General features: G+C 50.6%; 16 protein-coding genes and 1 pseudogene. 7 read left to right on the top strand and 10 right to left on the bottom strand.

What is annotated here, in order from left to right; translation table 11 throughout:
* Positions 1 to 48: 48 nt before the first annotated feature.
* The 4 genes and pseudogenes from hisD to ABV298_RS28995 all read right to left on the bottom strand — a co-directional run bounded on the left by hisD (position 49) and on the right by ABV298_RS28995 (position 4,341).
* Positions 49 to 1,319: pseudogene (gene hisD, locus ABV298_RS29010) on the bottom strand (histidinol dehydrogenase).
* Positions 1,320 to 1,352: 33 nt separating this feature from the next.
* A complete protein-coding gene (gene hisG, locus ABV298_RS29005) occupies positions 1,353 to 2,216 on the bottom strand; it encodes an ATP phosphoribosyltransferase (RefSeq protein WP_353719621.1) in 864 nt (287 codons plus the stop codon).
* A 47-nt stretch (positions 2,217 to 2,263) separates the two neighbouring features.
* Positions 2,264 to 3,634, bottom strand: coding sequence for a histidine--tRNA ligase (gene hisS, locus ABV298_RS29000; RefSeq protein ID WP_353719620.1), 1,371 nt, complete (start codon positions 3,632 to 3,634; stop codon positions 2,264 to 2,266).
* Between the two features lie 272 nt (positions 3,635 to 3,906).
* Entirely contained in the window at positions 3,907 to 4,341 is a 435-nt protein-coding gene (locus ABV298_RS28995; protein ID WP_353719619.1) for a hypothetical protein, read from the bottom strand.
* A 59-nt stretch (positions 4,342 to 4,400) separates the two neighbouring features.
* Here ABV298_RS28995 and ABV298_RS28990 point away from each other — a divergent pair, with 59 nt between their 5' ends.
* Entirely contained in the window at positions 4,401 to 5,171 is a 771-nt protein-coding gene (locus ABV298_RS28990; protein ID WP_353719618.1) for a class I SAM-dependent methyltransferase, read from the top strand.
* 171 nt (positions 5,172 to 5,342) lie between these two features.
* Here the strand turns inward: ABV298_RS28990 and ABV298_RS28985 are convergent, their stop codons facing one another.
* The 5 genes from ABV298_RS28985 to ABV298_RS28965 form a co-directional block, all read right to left on the bottom strand.
* Positions 5,343 to 6,359 (bottom strand): glycosyltransferase, encoded by a 1,017-nt coding sequence (locus tag ABV298_RS28985; RefSeq protein ID WP_353719617.1) that lies wholly within the window; start codon positions 6,357 to 6,359, stop codon positions 5,343 to 5,345.
* Positions 6,360 to 6,505: 146 nt separating this feature from the next.
* Positions 6,506 to 7,798, bottom strand: coding sequence for a glutamate-1-semialdehyde 2,1-aminomutase (hemL, locus tag ABV298_RS28980; RefSeq protein WP_353719616.1), 1,293 nt, complete (start codon positions 7,796 to 7,798; stop codon positions 6,506 to 6,508).
* An 18-nt stretch (positions 7,799 to 7,816) separates the two neighbouring features.
* Entirely contained in the window at positions 7,817 to 9,523 is a 1,707-nt protein-coding gene (locus tag ABV298_RS28975; RefSeq protein ID WP_353719615.1) for an ABC transporter substrate-binding protein, read from the bottom strand.
* Between the two features lie 122 nt (positions 9,524 to 9,645).
* Positions 9,646 to 11,448: a membrane protein insertase YidC gene (yidC, locus tag ABV298_RS28970; protein WP_353719614.1), complete on the bottom strand. Its 1,803-nt coding sequence runs from the start codon at positions 11,446 to 11,448 to the stop codon at positions 9,646 to 9,648.
* Positions 11,449 to 11,534: 86 nt separating this feature from the next.
* Positions 11,535 to 13,199 (bottom strand): CTP synthase, encoded by a 1,665-nt coding sequence (locus tag ABV298_RS28965; RefSeq protein ID WP_353719613.1) that lies wholly within the window; start codon positions 13,197 to 13,199, stop codon positions 11,535 to 11,537.
* Between the two features lie 385 nt (positions 13,200 to 13,584).
* On the opposite strand from ABV298_RS28965, the gene ABV298_RS28960 reads away from it, so the two are divergent.
* Positions 13,585 to 14,484: a PIG-L family deacetylase gene (locus ABV298_RS28960; protein ID WP_353719612.1), complete on the top strand. Its 900-nt coding sequence runs from the start codon at positions 13,585 to 13,587 to the stop codon at positions 14,482 to 14,484.
* A gap of 168 nt (positions 14,485 to 14,652) precedes the next feature.
* On the opposite strand, the gene nspC is transcribed toward ABV298_RS28960, so the two are convergent.
* On the bottom strand, positions 14,653 to 15,810 hold the full coding sequence (nspC, locus tag ABV298_RS28955; protein WP_353719611.1) for a carboxynorspermidine decarboxylase: 1,158 nt from the start codon (positions 15,808 to 15,810) through the stop codon (positions 14,653 to 14,655).
* A 123-nt stretch (positions 15,811 to 15,933) separates the two neighbouring features.
* Between nspC and ABV298_RS28950 the strand changes: the two genes are divergently transcribed.
* The 5 genes from ABV298_RS28950 to ABV298_RS28930 all read left to right on the top strand — a co-directional run bounded on the left by ABV298_RS28950 (position 15,934) and on the right by ABV298_RS28930 (position 20,850).
* Positions 15,934 to 16,521, top strand: coding sequence for a 3'-5' exonuclease (locus ABV298_RS28950; RefSeq protein WP_353719610.1), 588 nt, complete (start codon positions 15,934 to 15,936; stop codon positions 16,519 to 16,521).
* Positions 16,518 to 17,399, top strand: a complete 882-nt coding sequence (locus tag ABV298_RS28945) for a bestrophin family protein (protein ID WP_353719609.1) — start codon at positions 16,518 to 16,520, stop codon at positions 17,397 to 17,399. The genes ABV298_RS28950 and ABV298_RS28945 overlap by 4 nt, the downstream gene beginning before the upstream one ends.
* A gap of 317 nt (positions 17,400 to 17,716) precedes the next feature.
* The gene (locus ABV298_RS28940; RefSeq protein ID WP_353719608.1) at positions 17,717 to 18,130 is read left to right on the top strand and encodes a hypothetical protein; all 414 of its coding nucleotides are present in this window, start codon (positions 17,717 to 17,719) and stop codon (positions 18,128 to 18,130) included.
* Positions 18,131 to 18,394: 264 nt separating this feature from the next.
* Positions 18,395 to 19,309, top strand: coding sequence for a helix-turn-helix transcriptional regulator (locus tag ABV298_RS28935; protein ID WP_353719607.1), 915 nt, complete (start codon positions 18,395 to 18,397; stop codon positions 19,307 to 19,309).
* 149 nt (positions 19,310 to 19,458) lie between these two features.
* Positions 19,459 to 20,850, top strand: coding sequence for a TolC family protein (locus tag ABV298_RS28930; protein ID WP_353719606.1), 1,392 nt, complete (start codon positions 19,459 to 19,461; stop codon positions 20,848 to 20,850).
* Positions 20,851 to 21,134 lie beyond the last annotated feature (284 nt).

The raw sequence follows: 21,134 nt of genomic DNA, 5'->3' as shown, positions 1-21,134 counted from the left end.
GAAATTTGTCCTCTAATTTAGGACAAATTTCCCGAACTTAAAATTTTTTCACAAAAGACTTTTCAACCGAATGCTCACGGCGTTCTTATGGGCGTCGAGCGACTCGGCTGCGGCCATGGCTTCTACCGTAGGACCGATGTTGCGGATGCCTTCCTCCGTAATATGCTGCACGGTGATTTTTTTGACGAAGCTATCCACCGAAACCCCGCTGTAAGCCCTTGCGTGGCCATTGGTAGGCAATGTGTGGTTGGTACCCGACGCATAATCCCCGCACGATTCGGGCGTGTAATTGCCCAGGAATATAGAACCGGCATTATATATTTTCCCGGCAACCTCTTCCGCATTGGCAATGCTGAGGATCAAATGCTCCGCCGCATATTGGTTGAGTATTTCAATGGCTTCTTCCCCGGTTTCGACCAGGATCGCCTTGCTGTTCACCATGGCCTGAGCGGCCAGCTCTTTTACGTGGAAGCACTTCCAGTTGTTCGGCCAATGCGATATTCACCGCACCGAGCAACTTCTTGCTGGTAGAAACCAATAAAACCTGGCTATCGGCGCCGTGTTCGGCCTGGGAAAGCAAGTCGGCAGCTACAAAACAAGGCAACGCCGTATCGTCCGCATAAATAGCCACTTCCGAAGGCCCGGCCGGCATATCGATCGCCAGGCCTTCTTTGCTGACCAGCATTTTAGCGGTGGTGACATATTGGTTTCCGGGCCCAAATATTTTATAAACCTTCGGAACACTTTCGGTACCGTAAGCCATAGCCGCTATCGCCTGCGCGCCACCGATGCGAAACGCCTTGGTAACGCCAACCAATTTAGCCGCATACAAAATAGCCGGATGATCGGACGGCGTGCAGAGTACAATATCCTTGCAACCGGCGATCTGCGCCGGAATCCCGAGCATCAAAACCGTACTGAACAACGGGGCTGAGCCTCCGGGAATGTAAATCCCCACCTTCTCGATTCCCACGCTTTTGCGCCAGCAGGTTACGCCGGGCATCGTTTCCACTTTCTCTGGCGCTTGCAATTGCCCTTTGTGGAATTTGTAGATATTCTCGTAAGCCTGGCCGATCGCCGCTTTCAATGCATCGTCCAGCTTATCGCCTGCTTCGGCGATATCCTTCTCCGAAAATGCGAGCTCGGTCAGTTCCAGTTTGTCAAATTTCAGGGCGAGGGCTTTGATACCCGCGTCGCCCTCCTTTTTTTACTTGTTCGAGGACGGGCAACACCCGCCCCTCGATATCCTGTGCTTCCAGAACGGGCCGGGCCAGCAATGCGGGCCATTGTTCCCTTTCCGGAAATGGAATGATATTCATAATGTCAAAATCAAAACCCGGTTTCCGGGGCATTTAAACAATCATTTTCTCAATCGGGATCACCAGGATTCCCTCCGCACCGGCCTGGCGTATCTTTTCGATATTCTCCCAGAACTCGTTCTCGTTGATCACCGAATGCAGCGAACACCAGCCTTCGGTCGCCAATGGCAGGATCGTAGGGGAACGCATGCCCGGCAGGAACCGGCTGATATTCTCCACGGCCTCCACGGGGCAGTTGAGCAAAATGTATTTGTTGTTCTTCGCCACCTGCACCGACTTGATACGGAACAAAAGCTGGTCCAGCAGGCCTTTCTGCACATCGGAAAGATGCTTGCTGGCGATCATGACGGCTTCCGAGCGGAAAATCGTTTCCACTTCTTTCAAACCATTGCTCAGCAAAGTGCTGCCCGAGCTTACGATATCGCAAACCGCATCGGCCAGGCCAATGCTCGGCGCGATCTCCACCGACCCGCTGATCTCGTGAATATCCGCCGTAACATTATGGGATTTAAGATATTGTTCCAGCAACCGGGGATAGGTGGTCGCAATGCTCTTGCCTTGCAGGTCCTGTACACCCTTATATTCCTGCTCACGCAAAACGCCGATCGACAGGCGGCATTTCGAAAAGCCCAGCTTATGAACGGTATCCACGTCCTTGCACGACTCTTCCGAAACATTCTCTCCTACGATCCCCAGATGCGCCACGCCGTCTTCCACATAACCGGGGATATCGTCGTCGCGGAGGAAAAGGATTTCGGCGGGAAAGTTCGTCGCGTCGGTTTTGAGCTTACCTGCCCCGTTGTCGAAACGGATGCCGCATTCTTTGATCAGTTTTAAAGAATCTTCACTGAGCCTGCCCGATTTCTGGATGGCAATTCTTAAAATATTATCATTCATAAAGTTATAGGTTGCTCACGCAGCCGTTTGTCGGTATTGAATTAGGGTTATTGGTCTTCCCGGTCGAGCAAAGTTATGATATCTTCCGCTTTCAGTTTCTGCTGTTCGCCGGTTTTCATGTTTTTCAAAGTCAGCAAACCCGACTGGATTTCTTCCGAACCGATCAGAATCACGAACGGGATATTCTTGCGGTCGGCGTAATCCAGCTGCTTTTTCAGCTTCACCGGATCCGGGTAAATCTCCGAGTTAATACCTGCTTTCCGGAGTTTCGGCAGGATCGACAGGCCATAAGCAAATGCCTCCTGATCGAAATTGGAGATCATTACCTTCGTGCTGGTCTTCTGGCTTTCGGGGAAAAGGTTCAATTCTTCCATCACATCATAAATACGGTCTACTCCCAACGAGATACCTACGCCGGAAATGCCCGGCACACCGAATGTACCCGTCAGGTTATCGTAGCGGCCGCCGCCCGAAATGCTGCCGATCTGTACATTATTGGCCTTCACTTCGAAAATAGCGCCCGTGTAATAGGAAAGTCCGCGTGCGAGCGTGACATCGAACTCGATCTTCGCATTTTCCAGTCCCAGGACCTTCACCATTGCCCAAACTTCTTCCAGCTCCTGAATACCTTTCAACGCCACTTCCGATCCGGCCAGCCAGCTTTTCAGCTCCGCAAACGGATCCCCAGCATTCGAAAGATTGAAAATCGGTTCGAGCTTATCGATACTGTCAGCGGCGAAACCGCGTTCGGCGAGTTCTTCAACGACTTTCTCCTTCCCGATTTTATCCAATTTGTCGATCGCTACACAAAGCGGCCCCTCCATGCCGTGCGCCCCGATCATGTCGGCGATGCCGGTCAGGATTTTACGGTTATTGATCTTTACTGTAAAGTCATTAATACCCAATGCAGGCAGGATATCATGCAAAAGCATCACAATTTCCGCTTCGCAAAGCAGCGAATCGGTGCCTACCACGTCGGCGTCGCATTGGTAAAACTCACGGTAGCGGCCCTTCTGCGGACGGTCGGCGCGCCAGACGGGTTGGATCTGGTAACGTTTGAAAGGCATAGCCAGCGTGCCACGGTTCATTACTACGTAGCGCGCGAACGGCACGGTAAGGTCGTAGCGCAAGCCTTTTTCAGAAATTTTGTTAGTCAAAGATTTCGAGCCCGCATGCCAGTCGGCGTCGGTGAGCTTTCCGCTGAAATCGCCGGAATTCAGTATTTTGAATAACAGTTGGTCGCCCTCTTCTCCATATTTACCCATCAGTACCGACAGGTTTTCAAAAGCGGGTGTTTCCAAAGGCAGAAAACCGTATCGTTGGAAAGAGCGTCGGATGGTGTCGAAAATGAAAGTACGCTTTGCCATTTGCTCCGGACCAAAGTCACGGGTTCCGCGGGCAAGAGATGGTTTACTCATTCTGATAATGCTGTGAAATTGGGCCTCGAATGGCCTATGAAACCGTAAAGTTAGGGCAGGTTATGCAATATTTATGACTATTGCGTGCATTATTTACGTTAAAATGCTTAATTTTGCGGCTCTTTCACAAAACAAACTTTTACAATGGGAGTTACGGAATTAAAACGTAAAGGTCGCAGAAACAAGGCAGTTGCCAACAACCGCGTTGCTACAATCAAAAACCTTCTACGCAAACCAGAAGTGCGCAATGTTGACGTTGAGGCTATCAAGGCTCAATTCGAAGCAAATAAAAAATAATCCAGCCTCTTCGGAATGCTATCAACTAGTCCTGTCAATCTGTTTTGGTAGGGCTTTTTGCTTTTTTTACCGGACTTGTTTTTTCCGGCAGCTTTCAGATTGACCTTCCGCAGCAACTGGCGCATACTACGGCGTGTTTCGCGACGGACGTCCAGCAAAATACGGAACCGCAGCGCCTCACCGAACATGATCAGGCCGCCGTTGATAAGCGCCAGGCTGTAAAGGCCCAGCACGACCCAAACCTGCGTAGGCTCCCCGATACGCCGCTGATGCGCTGCTTCGCTGAGGACAGTAAGACCAAAACTGAAAAGCAACAGGCCTAATGGAGCTAATATCATCCATTTCGTGCGTGTCGACATCTTTTTGATCAGTCGCTTTCCAGGTGGTTTCGGGTCAATCGAGGGGATCATTTATCCAGGCTATTCGGTGTTGTGATCCTAAAATTATTAATTTTTAGTCAATTGGTTTAATGAAATCCATCATTAGTTTAGTTCTGCGCTACATCCCGCGACCGTACCTGCAACTCGTAGGACACTGGGCTGCGCGGCTGCTCAGCATTTTCTATATCGGCAACAAAGTGGAGTGCCCCGTATGCAACAGCAGGTACCGCAAGTTCCTGCCCTACGGCCGCAACACGTCGAGCCGCGAGAATGCGTTGTGCCCCAGCTGCCTGTCGCTCGAACGGCACCGGCTGATGGCCCTGTATATGAAGCGCAAAACGAATTTTTATACCGCCAATCTCAAAGTGCTGCACGTAGCGCCCGAATACTGCTTCATCGACCGCTTCGAGCAGATGAAAAACCTGGATTACATCACCGCCGACATCGAGTCACCCCTCGCGAAGGTAAAAATGGACATTCACCGGATCCCCTTTCCCGACAATACTTTCGACGTCGCATTCTGCAACCACGTGATGGAGCACGTCGACGACTATATTCTCGCCATAAGCGAGCTCCATCGTGTGCTCAAACCAGGCGGCTGGGCATTGATCCAATCGCCCCAGAATATGAAATACGAAGTAACCTACGAAGATCCGACGATCACCGATCCGAAGGAACGCGAAAAGCACTTCCTTCAAAACGACCACCTTCGCCTCTTCGGCCGCAACTATGGCCGTGAGTTGGAAAAAGGCGGTTTCAAAGTAACCGAGGACCGCTTTGTGATGGACGAACTGACCCCGGCCGAGGTGCAGCGTTATTCGTTGCCGGGTGAGGAGATTGTTTACTTTTGTCAAAAGTAGCCAGGTGTGGTCAGGAGTGGTAATGTGTAGTCATTTATTGTATTAATGATTGTTATAATGGAAGAGGCGGTTTCGCGAGAAGCCACCTCTTTTTCTTTAAACTTGACTATTCCTGACAATACATGACATCACATGACTATTTCTGACAACACATGACCATTTCCGACCACTTTAGGACGGATACTCAATCGCTGCCCCCGTCTCGCGGTGAGATTTGTTTTCCCAAAGCCGTTTCCAGCCTTCCTGCAAAAAGCCGGTTCCGTAGCCGAAAAGCTGAACAAAAGCGGCGCCGATGCTCAGGAATGCGACCTCTGCACTCTTTGTTTTTCGCAATGCGTCGATGAATAGCAGTGCGACGTAAGCCACCAGTCCCGCGAGCCCGAGATAAAAGAATGGCTTGTAAATGAAGTACCACAACGGAATACTGCAAACGCCGAGTGTAAACAGCAACGGAAATGTATGCACGAGTTTGAGTTCATCGGGGTAATAGCGGGCGATATTGATGCGTGCGCGGCCGAAGAATTTCAACTGTCTGAAAAACGCCCCGAACTGCGTGCGGCGCTTGTGATAAATAAATGCTTCGGGTATCAATGCCGATTTAAAACCAAGCCGCAGCGCAGCGATGCTGAACAGGATATCCTCCCCCATCCGGCTCGTCAGGAACCCGCCCGTGCGCTCCCATACCTTGCGCGAAAGGCCCATATTGAAGCTCCGCGGGTGAAATGTACCGCCCATATTGTTTTTCTTACCCCGAATTCCCCCCGTGGTAAACACCGACGTCATCGAATAACTGATTGCCTTTTGAATCGGTGTAAACGAGGGATGGTCGGTATCCGGCCCGCCGTACAAGTCTACATAATCGGTATTCAGGCGGTTTTCTACAATGGTAAGGTAATCCGGCTCGATCAATGCATCGGAATCGAGTAATATGAAGTAATCGCCCGAAGCGTGTTCGAAACCGTGGTTACGCGCAAAGCCCTGCCCGCCGTTTTCTTTATAATAGTAATGAATGTCGAGTTTGTCCGCGAAGGAAGCGACCACCCCGTCGGCTTTGATTTTGGAGCCGTCTTCGACGATTACCACTTCGAAATTACGGTAAGTCTGCACGGCCAGGCAGCCAAGCAGTTCCTCCAACTCGTCGGGGCGGTTGTAGACGGGGATGATGATCGAGTAGCGGCGGGAGTTCAATTTTGAATAATTGAATGATTGAATGACTGAATGATTGAATGACTGAATGATCCGCCGTGGAACGGGGAATGACTGAATGATCCGCCGTGGAATGGGGAATGATTGAATGAAAATATTCGGTCATTCGATCATTCAATCATTCGAAATTATTTTGTCACCTCCGCCAATGCCTCCTCATTCGCCGCAATAATCCGCTCCAAATGCGCATCGGTGAGCGCGGTCGAGAGGAACATCGCTTCGAACTGGCTGGGTCCCATGTAAATGCCACGGTTCAGCATCGCGTGGAAATATTTTCCAAATAACGGCAAATCCGACGACTTGGCGGATGGGAAATCCATAACGGCATTCCGCGTAAAGAACAGCGTATACATCGAACCGATCTGGTTCAAGGTGTACTTTAAACCCAACTTTTCCATGGAAGCCCGGAAGCCATTTGCGAGCTTGGTACCTGCTCTTTCTAGTTGTGTGTACACTTCCGGATGCTCATTCAAATAAGTAAGCATCGTATAACCCGCGGCCATCGCAATGGGGTTACCGGAAAGCGTGCCCGCCTGGTAAACCGGCCCTGCCGGCGAAACGTAGTTCATGATTTCCGCCTTGCCTCCATATGCCCCGACAGGCATTCCGCCGCCTATTATTTTCCCTAACGTTGTTAAATCCGGTGTAACCCCGAATCTTTCCTGCGCACCGCCCTTCGAAAGCCGGAAACCGGTCATGACTTCATCGAGGATCAGAACAATGCTTTCTTCGTCACAAATACGACGTAATCCTTGTAGAAAGCCCTCTTTGGGAAGTACACAGCCCATGTTACCTACAACGGGTTCGAGGATCAATGCGGCGATCCGGCCCTTGTTGGCATCCACAAGCTGCTGCACGGCTTCAAGATCGTTGTACGGCGCGGTAAGCGTGTCGTTGGCAACCCCTTTTGTTACCCCCGGACTATCCGGCGTACCGAAAGTTACAGCCCCGCTGCCCGCGGCGATCAGGAAACTGTCGCCATGGCCATGGTAGCAGCCTTCGAATTTGATAATCTTGTCGCGGCCCGTGTACCCGCGCGCGACGCGTATGGCCGACATCGTGGCTTCCGTACCCGAATTCACCATCCGCACTTTTTCGATGGAGGGTACCATCGAAACAATCAGTTCGGCAATTTCCACCTCCCTGCGCGTAGGTGCGCCAAAGGAAAACGAATGCTGAATAGCGTCGGAAACAGCCTTCTGAATGAGCTCGTGGGCGTGTCCGAGGATCATCGGGCCCCAGGAGTTGATCAGCTCGATGTATTCGTTGCCGTCCTCGTCGTAAATATACGGCCCCTTGGCCGACTTAATGAACAGGGGCGAACCTCCCACCGCACGAAATGCGCGTACAGGCGAGTTGACCCCACCGGGGATATAATTTTGTGCTTTTTCGAAAAGTTGCTGGCTCGTTGAAATATTCATTCTGTTAATCGGTTGGTATTATCTGTCCACCGGCACCCATTTGGAGCCGTTGTATTTCAGGACAGGCGTAATCTGGTTCTCATTCCCTTTGGTATAATCAAAACCCGAAAGCAGGTATTCCTCGCTGCCGAATTTCCGCGATTGCAGACCGGAAGAAAGCTTGTCCTTGTATTTGAAAAGCATCCGGGCAAAGAAAAGCAACTGATCGTATCCCTGGTAGGAATATACCGACGGGAATGTGCTGGTTTTGTTATAGTAATTCTTCTGGAACTGGCGGATCGTTTCTTTCTCGCGGTCCACATAATCGGCGTCGATCAACGACAAACGCACGCCGTACCGCGATAATCTCGCTTGCTGCGTATTGAAGCTCGTCGAGGTCGCCACCACGGGCAGGCTATTCAGTTTCCGGCTGTTCAGCACCTCGATCAGATGAGCGCCCGATTCGCCGTCGGACGAGAACAATGCGATGTGCGCCGGCTTATTGGTTTCAAACGAAGGGATATTACTTTCCATCCATTCGCGGTCGGGCTGGATTTTCAATATGCTTGTTATCTTCCCTCCTTTTGCTTTCCATTCGCTGGCATAGGAAACAGCCATCGCCGAGTCCTTCGAGGTATTGCCGTAATAAATCACAGCCGACAAGCCCGGCGAAAGCGTGCGCATCCATTGGGCGGCCTTTTGCGTCTGGAACGCGATAGAAGGATGCCCGAGATAAATGTTGGAACCGGCTTTCAGCAAACCGGCGTCGGTCGAAAGCGGGTTCAGCATAATAGCGTTGCTGCCCGATACAAAATCCGCGGCCACATCGAAAGTACCCGGGTACAGCGGGCCTATTACCATGTCCGACATCTGGAAGTTCTTGTTATCGGCAATCGCCCGCATGCTTTTGACATCGTTACTTACATCGTATGCCCAGAGATTTACATTGATTCCCTCCGTTTGCAGTTGCTCCTTCGCGATCGTCAGGCCAAGGTAATAGTCGTAGGCGAACTGGTTGGAACGGCGCCTGGAAGCGGTGAATTCATCGAGACGGAACGGCAGCAACACGGCTACGTCCAGGTATCCCTTCGTCCATTGGGTATCCGATTTCGGAGCGCTGCGTTTTGGCGCGTCTTCCGTTTTTTCCTTTTTGTTGAATTTAAACTGCTTGTCGAGCTGCTCCGCATATGCCAGATCGCCCTGTGCAGGCGTACGAGCCGACTGGATGGATTGGTACACGATCAACGCAATGTCCCGGTCGGAAGGGTGTTGCTTTTGCAGTTCTTTTAGTTTCAGAAAATCGCTGATCGACGCTAGATGATGCTGTTTCAATGCCTGCACATCCTTATTCAGCGACGAGTCTTTGATCTTCGCCAGTTGGTTCAGCCCTTCGTCGATTTGCCCGTTGGCCATGCTTACCGCTCCAAGCAGATAATACACATCATTGATTTTGTTCCAACCGGGATAGCGGCTTTGTAATTGCAGCAGCATTTGCCGGCTGTCTTTGTAGCGTTTCAGCTGAAATGCACTGAGTGCGTAATAATAATGCGCATAAGGCGAATAGGCCGTTTTGGCATTCACGCTCGTCATGGGATAGAACTTGTCCATTGCCGCGGCGTATTTACCTTGTTTATAATCTGCCAGGGCCGACCGGTACCGGGTATCCGACTGGGCGTTGTTCTGCCCGTAGGCCGCCTGGTACAAACCGATCTGGACTGTCAAAATCAAAAAAAAGATAATTTTCATCAGGATTCCGGGGTCAAGATTATGCTGATTCAAGTGCTGCAAAAATCAGCCCAAAATGGAAAAAAACGGGCAATATCCCAACCGGAACATTGCCCTTTATTAATTACGATCTTAAAAAACTTTTATTTCTTTTTAGACTTCTTCTCTAATTCAGCCTGTTTCTTTTTCGCCTCTTCCGCAGCCTGCAACGACTTTTCGAGGTATTTCTGGAATTTGCTCTGCTTCTTCTCGCCGGTCGCATTCTTCTTGCGGTTCTCTTCGAGGATATTTTTGATCTTGTCCTCGTTAACAAAACGCTTGATCAGCAGCTGCTGCGCGATGGTCACGATGTTCGAAACGAAATAGTAGAACGTCAGACCAGCCGGGAAAGAGTTCAGAATGAACATGAACATAAGCGGCATTACATATCCGAGCGCCTTCATGTTGACCGGCCCGGGCTGTGTTGGCGTGTTCTGGTTGTTATAATAGGCATAACCAATGCTGGAAGCCGTCATCAGGATCGTGAACAGGCTGATGTGGTTACCGATGCCGAAAGGCACATTGAACGGCAGCTTGAAGAACGAGTCGTAGGTCGATAAGTCGCTGGCCCACAGAAACGACTGCTGGCGCAGCTCGATCAGGTTCGGGAACAGGAAGAAGAGCGAGAAGAGGATCGGCATGGTGGCGAGCACCGGCACACATCCGCTCAGCGGACTCACACCTACCTGCTGGTAAAGCTTCATTTGTTCCTGCTGCTGCTTCGCAAGGTCGTCTTTGTTCTGCTCGCGGATCTGTTCCAGCTCGGGCGCCAGGATACGCATTTTAGCCATGCTGATGTACGAACGGTAAGTCAGCGGCGTCAGCAATGTTTTTACAAACAATACCAGCAGGATGATCAGCAAGCCATAATTGCTCACAAAGCCTTCGATCAGGTTGAAAAGCGGAACGAGGAAAAACTTGTTGATCGGTTTCAGGAATGCGTAGCCGAGGTAAACGTTCTGATCGAAATTCTCCGCTTTCACCTTGTCTACAATGTGGTATTCGTTAGGTCCGAGGTAATACTGAAAGTTAGCCTCCCCTTTCTGGACCGCCGCGACCGGGATAGCCGCGAAAACGTTCATATTCTTTACGATCACCGAGTCTTCCGGGTTCACATTGGCACGCATTACCACATTGCTGAACGGGTGTTTTTCGGCGATCAGCCCTGCCAGGAAGTATTTATGCTTGATGGTGAACCATTTAACAGGATCTGCGGTCTTTTCTTCTTCATTAGCCGTCGGACTGGTGGGCAGGCTTTTGAGCTCGTCCGTGTAGTAGTTAACGGTAACCACCTCACGGTTCTTTTTCATGTCGTTTTCGAGTTGCAACAGGTCGTTATCCCAGTGGAAATTGAGCGATTTATTCGCCGGCAATGCGCCTGTTGCTTTAATGCCGTAGTCAATCAGGTAGCCTGTGCCGCGAACGACGTAAGTTTGCTCCACTACCTGGTTGTTTTTCAACATGGTACGGTAGGTGATCACCGCAGAATCCTTCTCTGCGAGCGTTCTGTCCTGTGCGTCGGTGGTGAAAAACTGGTCTGTCAGTCTCACATCGCCCGTTTGTGTAGGCAGGTCGATCTGGAAATTGTTATGGCCTTCTGCGATCAGGTACAGTGGCTTCTGATCGTAGGTTTTGTATTTTTTCAACATCACCTCTTTCATCACACCGCCCTTGTTGGTAAATACCACGCGGGCATCCCGGGTTTCGATTACCAGGTCCTTCTGGGGAATGATGGCAGCGGAATCAACTGATTGTGAGGAAGAGTCGGAAGCAACCGAAACGGCCTTGGGTGCCGTCTTCTTTACTTCTGCTACCGGTGTTGGTTCCACAGGTTTCGGGACCAGTATCTGGTAGCCTATGAGCATCAGCATGATCAACACCAGGCCGATTACAAAATTTTTATCCATTATTTACTTTAAATTGTTGGAAATACTATACCGCAAAGGGTCGGCAAAGGTAACAAGAAATTTTTCTTGTCACCTTTAAATTATGATCAGTGGGAAACCGGGTTCAAGGTTTCCACCGACCTTTTTTGCAATGAATAGCTCAATGCGGCAGCCACGAAGTGGACGAAGATCGGGTGCGGGTTCATGACCGTACTTTTCAGCTCCGGGTGGAACTGCACACCGATATAGAACGGGTGCGTAGGCAGCTCGACCATTTCAACCAGATTATTGTCCGGATTGATGCCCGTAGCGATAAGCCCTTTTTCTTCGAAATCCTTCAAATATTTGTTATTGAACTCGTAGCGGTGGCGGTGACGCTCGCTAATGTTCGTTTTGCCGTAGATTTTGTGCGCCAGCGTATCTTTTTTAATGCGACAGGGATAAGCGCCCAAGCGCATCGTACCCCCTTTGTTGGAAATGTCCTTCTGATCTTTCATCAGGTGGATTACCGGATGGTCGGTAGTGGTATCCATCTCCACCGAATGCGCATTCTCCCAGCCGATCACGTTACGTGCATACTCGATCACGGCCATTTGCATCCCCAGGCAGATCCCGAAGAAAGGAATGTTGTTCTCGCGCACATATTGGATCGCGGCGATTTTCCCCTCGATACCGCGCTCGCCGAAGCCGGGGGCTACGAGTACACCATCCAGGTTTTCGAGTTTCTCCACGGCATTCTCGGCTGTCAGGCTTTCGGAATGTATCCATTCGATATTCACCTTGCATTCGTTGGCCGCTCCCGCGTGGATAAACGACTCCGCGATGGATTTGTAAGCGTCGTGCAGTTCCACATATTTACCGACAAGCCCAATGCGAACCGAATCAATCGGATTCTTCAACCTCGAAAGGAACGTCTTCCACGAATCGAGATCCACGTCCTTGTCATTATAAATATCGAGCATATATAATGCACGCTGGTCGAGGCGCTCTTTGAGCATCAGCAGAGGCACAGCATAAATCGTATCGGCGTCCATCGCTTCGATCACAGAGTTCACCTGCACGTTACAGAACAGCGCGATCTTCTTGCGGATGTCGTAAGGCAACGGGTGCTCGGTACGGCACACGAGGATATCCGGCTGGATACCCGATTCCTGCAACATTCTGACGGAGTGCTGCGTCGGTTTGGTTTTCAGCTCGCCCGCCGAGTTCAGGTAAGGGATCAAAGTAAGGTGGATCACCAGGGTGTCCTGCTCGTCCATTTCAAATTTCACCTGACGAACCGCTTCCAGGAACGGCAGGGACTCGATATCCCCCACGCAACCACCGATTTCCGTAATCACAATATCGTAATCGCCGGTCTGGCCCAGCAACAGCATATTTCTTTTCAGCTCGTCGGTAATGTGCGGAACGACCTGTACGGTTTTACCCAGGAAGTCGCCGCGACGTTCGGCCGTAATAACGTTATGGTAAATACGCCCCGTGGTAACGTTGTTTGCCTGTGATGTGCGAACGTTCAGGAAACGCTCGTAATGGCCCAGGTCGAGGTCGGTTTCGGCACCGTCGTCGGTCACGTAGCACTCGCCGTGCTCGTAGGGGTTCATGGTGCCCGGATCGATGTTCAGATACGGGTCGAATTTTTGAATGGTGACTGAGAGCCCTCTGGCTTGTAGTAATTTAGCTAGTGATGAGGCAATGATTCCCTTGCCAAGTGAAGATGTAACACCGCCCGTAACGAAAATGTACTTAGCGGTCTTTCGTGCTTTGGAAGCCATAAGACTTTGCTGTTTTTCTATGATTACGGGATACAAAGATACAGGATTATTAGGAGAATCTAAGCGGGGCCAGTTTAAATATTTGGCTGGAAAACAGTAAGGCCTTGGAAGTCTGGCAAGTTACGAAATATAATTTTTTCCTGCCTCACGCGCAGCAGACGCGGATTTCTTCATGAAAGTATATAGCAAACCGGCCCAATAAAATCGCGAATTTTTTCCCGGGAAAAAGGTGCCCCGAAATTTATATTTTCAAACAAAAACCAAATGCCGGTCGACATACCGGCGCAACATGCCGGGCTGTATATAAAATAAGGTCGCGGAGAGCCACTGCAAAATTTAAATTCCTATTTTGCGATTATTCCAAACCTAAATAACCTTTCTAAAAATGATCAGGAAACTACTGTTCCTTCCCGCGCTGCTTTGGTGCGGCGTGAGCACATTCGCGCAGCCAGCCGGCGGCGCGGAGAAGCCGCTCAACATTATCGTCTTCGGTGCCCACCCCGACGATTGCGACCTCGGAGCCGGCGGCATCGCTTCCATTTACTCCTCAATGGGACATAAAGTGAAGTTTGTGTCGATGACCAATGGCGACAAGGGCCACCAGGACATCGGCGGCGGAGAATTGGCTAACCGCCGCTACAAAGAAGCACAGGAAGCTGCACGTCGCTGGGGAATCCAATATGACATTCTCGACAACCACGACGGCGAGCTTTTCCCTACCCTCGAAAACAGGCTAGCCGTAATCCGTAAAATCCGCGAATGGAATGCGGATGTGGTCATCGCGCCGCGCACGAACGACTATCACCCGGATCACCGCAACACGGGCGTGGTCGTGCAGGATGCCGCGTACCTGGTAATCGTACCCAACATTTTAAGCAGCGTGCCGCCGCTTACCAAAAACCCGGTTTTTCTCTATTTCCGCGACCGCTTTCAAAGGCCGAACCCGTTCCGCCCCGATATCGCAGTAGATATCACCGAAAACCTTGCTAAAAAAGTTGACGGACTGGACGCGCATGTCTCCCAATTCTATGAGTGGCTCCCTTGGACAAACGGGGACTTTGCTAATGTCCCCAAGGATGTAAACGACCGTAAAAAATGGCTCTTCGCTTCGATGGAAAAGCGCTCGTCAGTAACCCCTGAAATCCGCCAGTCCCTCGAAAAATGGTACGGCCCGGACAAGGCGGCGAAGGTGAAATACGTGGAAGTTTTCGAAATCACAGAATACGGCAAGCAGCCAAGCGACGCGGAAGTGAGAAGGTTGTTTCCGATGCTGCCGGGGCGTTAATTTTGAATGAGTGAATGATTGAATGATTGAATATTTTTTCCAACTACTCAGTTCAGTCATTCGGTCATTCGGTCATTCAGTCATTCAATCATTCAAAATTATTTAGAACTTTTCCGCGAACCGCTTCAAGCCACAAGTAACCATCACACATCAACCCGTTTACACTTACTATGATAACCTGTCCTTGAAACTTTCGTATCCGTAGGAGCGAATAAGCTGGAATTTTTGGTCTGTTCTCCATATGCCAATGGAAGGCAAATTAACGCCGTTAAATGTGGTAGTCTTTACCATGGTGTAGTGGATCATATCCTCAAATATAATTTTATCACCAACTTCCAGCGGCCTGTCGAACGAATAATCGCCCATGTAATCGCCTGCGAGGCAGGTCATCCCGCCCATCCTGTAAGTGGGTTTTCCGGGTTCGGGATCGTGGTACGCGCCGCGGATAACCGGCTTATAGGGCATCTCCAGGGTGTCGGGCATATGCGCCGCGAACGAGGTGTCGAGAATCGCGACGTCGATGCCCTGGCTATCCAGTACGTCGAGTACCGTGGTGTACAGGATGCCTGTCCGCCAAGCAATGGCCGAACCCGGTTCAAGGATTACTTCCAGATTGTATTTTTCCTTTATAGTACTAACTAAATAAATTAGTTTACTAATATCATATCCTTCTCTTGTCATGAGGTGCCCGCCTCCCATGTTCAGCCATTTGGCCTGACGAAGCAAATCACCGAACCGCTCTTCCAATGCATTGAGCGTACGCTCCAGAGTATCCGAGCCATTCTCGCACAGCGTATGAAAGTGAATGCCGTCAATGCCTGCGGGAAGCTCGCCGGGCAGCTTGTCACGCGTGACGCCCAGGCGCGAGCCGGGCACGCATGGATTATACATGTCGGTAGCTACCTCCGAATATTGCGGATTTACGCGAATGCCGCAGGATAATATCTTCCCCGGATTCGCCGCCTTGTAGGCCTCCACCCTTTCCCGAAACCGTTCCCACTGGCTCAACGAATTGAATGTGATGTGGCTGCTGCGCTGCATGATCTCGCCGAACTCGCTATCGAGGTACGCGGGCATGTAGGTGTGCGACTTGTAGCCCATAAAGTCGTTGATCAGTTTCACCTCGTTTAGCGAGCTCGCAGTAGCCCCCGAAAGGTATTCTTTCACAATGGGGAACGCGCTGTACATGGAAAACCCTTTGAGCGCGAGGATAATCTGGCATCCCGCCGCTTTCTGCACCGAGTCGATCAGTTCCAGGTTTTTACGGAGCAGCTCTTCCTCCAATATGAAACACGGGGACGGAATTTCATTAAAATCGATAGCCATTTGCTATAAATGAGTGTTTGTAGAATCTTCTTGCATGCAATGATTGCATAATTTTGTACATAAAACTATAAGTTTGAGTTTCCAAATTATGACCATTTTTCCAATAGCCCCGAAAGCCATCCTATGTCCTTCCTTGTATTAGATATCGAAATGACCGGGCCCGAGCCTGGCTGGAACGAGATTATCCAGATCGGCGCGGAGTTTTTCGACGACAACTGGCGGTCGCTCGGTACCTACCTGCAAAATGTTTACCCGGAGAACGAGGAGGCGTTTTCAGTGAAATCGGAAGAGGTGCACGGACTTTCGCTGGACGACCTGGAAGATGCGCCGATGATCTACGACGTGCTGCCCGAATTCGAAAAATGGATCAGGAAGCTCAATGTCGGCAAACCGAGCCTCGCCAACGTGGTGATTTGTGGCCAGAGCGTGATCAACGACATCAATTTCCTACGGTATGCCTACCGCAACGAGAAAATGAAATGGGGTTTTTCCAACAAAATGCTCGACCTCCATACCGTCTCCTATTTATTTTTCCAAATCCTCGAAAAGAACGGCAAACAGGTACCACGTTCGCTGAGCCTCGGCTCCGTAGCCAGCTATTTCGGATTCGAACGGGAGGAAGAAACGCACAATGCCCTGGAAGATGCACGCCTGACGGCCAAATGCTTTAAAGAATTTTTTAAACTCATCGACCAGGTCAAGCTTGTATGATCGATTACAACCCCAAGGAGTGGTTCCGTTACATTTTCTATTTCCAGAAGGCGGACACCGTGCGCAAGCTGGCGCCGATGATCCTCACAATGGCCGTATATTCGAGCGTTATTGCGTACCTTATTATCGTACATTATAAGATCAACGAGAACCACGACCTGAAAAACATCTCGCTGATGCACTCGCTGCTGGGCTTTGTGATCTCGATGCTGCTCGTTTTCCGCACCAACACCGCCTACGACCGCTGGTGGGAAGGGCGCAAGCAGTGGGGCTCTCTGATGAACGGCAGCCGCAACCTGGCATTGAAGCTCGCCGGACTCATCGGGCCGGAATATGCGGCGGAACGTGAATTTTTCGCGAAGATGATCCCGAACTATGCATTCGCGTTGAAAAACCATTTGCGCAGCCGTTACATTTCCGACGAATTCGAGGATGCGGCGCTTTACGGGAAGTCGTCATTGATCACGAGCGATCATATTCCCAATCAGATCGCCGCCGCGTTGTTTGCAAAAGTGATAGAGCTGCAACGAAAAGGCGCGCTGCTTCCGGAACACACCCTTATTCTGAACCACGAGCTCGAAGGTTTTACAAACATCTGCGGGGCTTGCGAACGCATCAAGAATACCCCTATCCCGCTGTCATACAGCTCTTTTATAAAAAAATTCATCTTTATTTATTGCCTTACATTGCCGATCGGCTACGTGTTCAGCCTGCATTTCCTGGTGGTCCCGTTCGTGATGTTCGTGTTTTACATCCTGGCAAGCCTCGAAGTGATCGCCGAGGAAATCGAGGACCCGTTTGGCGAGGACAGCAATGATCTCCCGATGGAGCGGATCTGTAAAGGCGTCCAGACCTCGACCCAGGCGCTGCTCCGGTGACTCTTCACCCAGGAATCATTAGAAACTGATTAGAAACCCATTAAAATCTGAATTTTTTCCGCGATTTTTTGGGTGATCGCATTTAAAGCTATTTTCCCGTCCAGTGTATTTTTTTACCCGAAATCACTTTTGCATGAAACCCGGTTTTCGGATTTCCAACATTTTCGCATCAAACTATTGTAAAAATACAACCTACCCGCGTGAAATAGCGATTTTCACACTTATTAGAGCATTTGAAATTGGTTTTTTCTGTTGCTATTTTCAACCTGCCCCCTCCTGAGAAAAGGGGCAATCAGTGAAAATTAAAGGGTATCAACATGAAAAAAGCCACATTCTTAATCGCCATATTAATGACCGGATTGTTCACCATCGCTGCCCGTGCGCAGTCGATCGTCGACCCCGGAATTTCTGTCTATAACTACAAACATCCGAACAAGGCCGCACAGGCAAAAGCGGCCGGCAAGGATCAGAACACGATCCGCGTCGCGAACCTCAGGACCGTCGAGCGGTTCGGCAAATACCAGCAAGGGACCGTCAGCACGACGCCGAAATATGCGCCGCGCCCTGCGACGCTGGTTGTGACGCGCGAGTACAAGCCGGAAGGAGTGGAAATCAACCCGCTGACCTCGCCGCGTAACTACAAAACCCAGGCGCCCGCGCTCAAAAAGGACACCGCGCAAATGGCCGATTACTATAATACGCCCGACAAAGTTTATCCGACGAGGGATTAAACCAGTTATAAGTGCATACGACGCCGGCCCCAACAGGCCGGCGTTTTTTGTTGCCGGCCATGAAAACCGGCCCGATGCTCCCATATCCACATTCGGGCCCGCCGGACAAAACGCCGGATTCGTAGCGCTATTCCGGTATTCCAAAAACTCAAAAAAAATGGTTTAACCGGGAAAATTCATAACGATACCAAGTCCCACGCCCATTTAATTAATTTTTAACCCTTCTGCTTTGTAGCCAATATTTGAATTTCATAATTTCAGCTCATGATACCCAATGAGACTGTAGCACATTTCTACCAGACGCACCCCGCTGCGAAAGGACTGAAAGGTCCGGACAAAACGACCGGGGACGAAGGTCACTTCAATGTGTTCTCCCGGGTATTCTGCAACAAGTACACTTCTTACGCGCGACGGGACTTTTACAAGATTTCATTGATCCTCGGTAAAGGAAAGATTACCTACGGCGACCAGGAGGTGGAAATCAACCGCAACGCACTGGTTTTCTTCAACCGCAACGTTCCCTATTCGTGGCAGGCGCTGTCGGAAGAGCAGTCGGGCTACTTCTGTCTGTTTACCGACCAGTTCCTGAGCACGATCAACCGTTCGGAGACGATGACCGACTGCCCTATCCTGCGCAGCGACGCTATTCCGGTGTATTTTATCGATGAAGAACAGCAAGAATACCTGCTCAGCATTTTTGGGAAAATGCAGGCCGACATCGAGTCGAACTACGTGCACAAGTACGACCTCATGCGCAACTACGTGAACGTGCTCGCGCACGAGGCGATGAAAATGCAGCCATCCGGCGCTGGCGACCTGCACGTCAACGGCTCGGCCAGACTGTCGTCGCTATTCCATGAACTGCTCGAACGCCAGTTTCCAATAGAATCCCCGGAACACAAACTCAAACTGAAAACCGCGAGGGATTATGCCGGCAGGCTGGGCGTCCACGTGAATCACCTCAACCGGGCCCTGAAAGAAATCACCGGAAAAACTACCACCGAACATATTGTCGACCGCGTGCTGGCGCAGTCCAAGGTAATGCTCCGGCATTCCAACTGGAGCATCGCCGAGATCGCATTCTGCCTTGGTTTCGAATATCCCGCTTACTTCAATAACCTTTTCAAGAAGCAGATTGGCGTTACCCCCAAATCGTACCGCGTTCGTGAACGCCAGTGATGTTTGAATTTTATAAGATATTGTTTGAAAGTAATAAACATTGCCAAAAGTCCCCGCTTTACCTTTGCGAAGCAATTCGACGGGCCTGGCAAACCACTTTGATCCCACACACTCGCCCCGGTTCAGTTGCCATATAATTCTGAATGCAAATGACATCGAAGAAGTATTTCCCCTCCCTGTTGCTGACCCTCTCGCTGGTCGGAGCCGGTGAAAAACTGAGTGCCCAAACGCTTACATTACAACAAGCCATCGAAACGGCTGTCAGCAATTATGGCAGCATCAAAGCCAAGAACAACTATCTCAGCGCTTCCAAAGCGACGGTCCTTCAAAGCAAGAAAGACTATCTGCCCAATTTCAACCTCTCGGCCCAGCAGGATTACGGCACCGTGAACGGCCAGAACGGTCCGCTTTATGGCCTTGGCCTTTCCGTAGCTTCCTCGGGCCTGCCTCTGCCGAAGCAAAACTGGAACTCCGCATTCGGGGCGCTGTACCTGACGAACATCAACTGGGATTTCTTCGCCTTCGGCCGGGCGCGCGAACGGATCAATGTATCACAGTCGATCGTGAACCGCGACCAGGCGGATCTGGAACAGGAGCAGTTCCAGCACGGTGTCCGCGTGGCAGCGGCCTACCTGAACCTGCTGGCAGCGCAACGTCTTATCCGTTCCTGGGAAAACAACCTCGAACGCGCCAACGCATTGAAAACAGTGGTGGTTACGCGTGTGAAAAACGGCCTGATCCCCGGCGTCGATTCGTCGCTGGCCAATGCGGAGGTTTCCAACGCGAAGATCAGCATTATACAGGCGCGCGATTTTGAGCAGGAACAGGCCAATAACCTGGCCAGGTTGATGGGCGTCACGGAGCAGCGCTTCCAGCTCGACACTTTGCTCCTCACCCGCATTCCGCGTGCCGTGGCCGATTCGGCCGGCAAGCCGGAAAACCATCCGTTACTGAAATTCTATGCCAACCGCATTGCCGTCAGTGAGCAGCAGGCCAAATACTATCACACACTTGCAATGCCCACATTTTCGCTGTTCGGGGTATTCCAGGGGCGCGGTGCGGGATTTTCTTCCAGCTACGCAAGCGACCAGACGGCCTACACGCAAAATTATTTTGAAGGCATCAAGCCCGTCAGGGCAAATTACCTCCTCGGGATCGGCGCTACCTGGAATATGACCGGCATTTTGCGGACCCGCCAGCAGGTCATGTCGCAGAAATTCGTTTCCAATGCATTAAAGGAAGAATACGACCTCGCCGACCAGCAGTTGAAAAACCAGTTGATCCTTTCCGAAACGAAGATCAGCAATGCGTTGGCGAATTACCGTGAAGCGCCCGTGCAGGTACAATCGGCTTCGGATGCTTATTTACAGAAAAGTGTATTATACAAAAATGGCCTTAGCAATATCGTGGACATGACGCAAGCCCTCTACGTTCTGAACCGCGCCGAGACAAGCCGCGACATCGCCGCGACGAACGTATGGCAAGCCCTGCTCCTCAAAGCCGCGGCAGCAGGCGACATGGGCATATTTCTGAATCAGTGAACCTTGTGGGGCTGGGAATAGCCGGGTGTTGTCACGTGTAGTCAGATGTTGTCAGGTGTAGTAAAGCGTTGTCACGTGTAGTCAGAGGTAGTCAGGTGTTGTCAGGAACGGTCATTAACGGTGTCGTGAAACGAACGGTTTTTATTTCTCTCAATAATTACATCCCGCCACTAACCGAACCTGACAATACATGACAACACCTGACTATAAATGACAGCACCTGACCATAAATGGCAACACCTGACTACTAAATGACCAAGTCCGACAATATCGCTCATCAATAC

Source organism: Dyadobacter sp. 676 (assembly GCF_040448675.1).
Classification (GTDB): Bacteria; Bacteroidota; Bacteroidia; order Cytophagales; family Spirosomataceae; genus Dyadobacter.
This window is presented reverse-complemented; position numbering and strand designations above follow the sequence as displayed.

Coding starts and splice junctions, on each gene's coding strand:
- ABV298_RS28930 (WP_353719606.1), top strand. CDS start 19,459: ATGACATCGAAGAAGTATTTCCCCTCCCTGTTGCTGACCCTCTCGCTG.
- ABV298_RS28995 (WP_353719619.1), bottom strand. CDS start 4,341: ATGATCCCCTCGATTGACCCGAAACCACCTGGAAAGCGACTGATCAAA.
- ABV298_RS28950 (WP_353719610.1), top strand. CDS start 15,934: ATGTCCTTCCTTGTATTAGATATCGAAATGACCGGGCCCGAGCCTGGC.
- ABV298_RS28960 (WP_353719612.1), top strand. CDS start 13,585: ATGATCAGGAAACTACTGTTCCTTCCCGCGCTGCTTTGGTGCGGCGTG.
- hemL (WP_353719616.1), bottom strand. CDS start 7,798: ATGAATATTTCAACGAGCCAGCAACTTTTCGAAAAAGCACAAAATTAT.
- hisG (WP_353719621.1), bottom strand. CDS start 2,216: ATGAATGATAATATTTTAAGAATTGCCATCCAGAAATCGGGCAGGCTC.
- ABV298_RS28975 (WP_353719615.1), bottom strand. CDS start 9,523: ATGAAAATTATCTTTTTTTTGATTTTGACAGTCCAGATCGGTTTGTAC.
- ABV298_RS28935 (WP_353719607.1), top strand. CDS start 18,395: ATGATACCCAATGAGACTGTAGCACATTTCTACCAGACGCACCCCGCT.
- ABV298_RS28945 (WP_353719609.1), top strand. CDS start 16,518: ATGATCGATTACAACCCCAAGGAGTGGTTCCGTTACATTTTCTATTTC.
- yidC (WP_353719614.1), bottom strand. CDS start 11,448: ATGGATAAAAATTTTGTAATCGGCCTGGTGTTGATCATGCTGATGCTC.
- ABV298_RS28990 (WP_353719618.1), top strand. CDS start 4,401: ATGAAATCCATCATTAGTTTAGTTCTGCGCTACATCCCGCGACCGTAC.
- nspC (WP_353719611.1), bottom strand. CDS start 15,810: ATGGCTATCGATTTTAATGAAATTCCGTCCCCGTGTTTCATATTGGAG.
- ABV298_RS28940 (WP_353719608.1), top strand. CDS start 17,717: ATGAAAAAAGCCACATTCTTAATCGCCATATTAATGACCGGATTGTTC.
- hisS (WP_353719620.1), bottom strand. CDS start 3,634: ATGAGTAAACCATCTCTTGCCCGCGGAACCCGTGACTTTGGTCCGGAG.
- ABV298_RS28965 (WP_353719613.1), bottom strand. CDS start 13,199: ATGGCTTCCAAAGCACGAAAGACCGCTAAGTACATTTTCGTTACGGGC.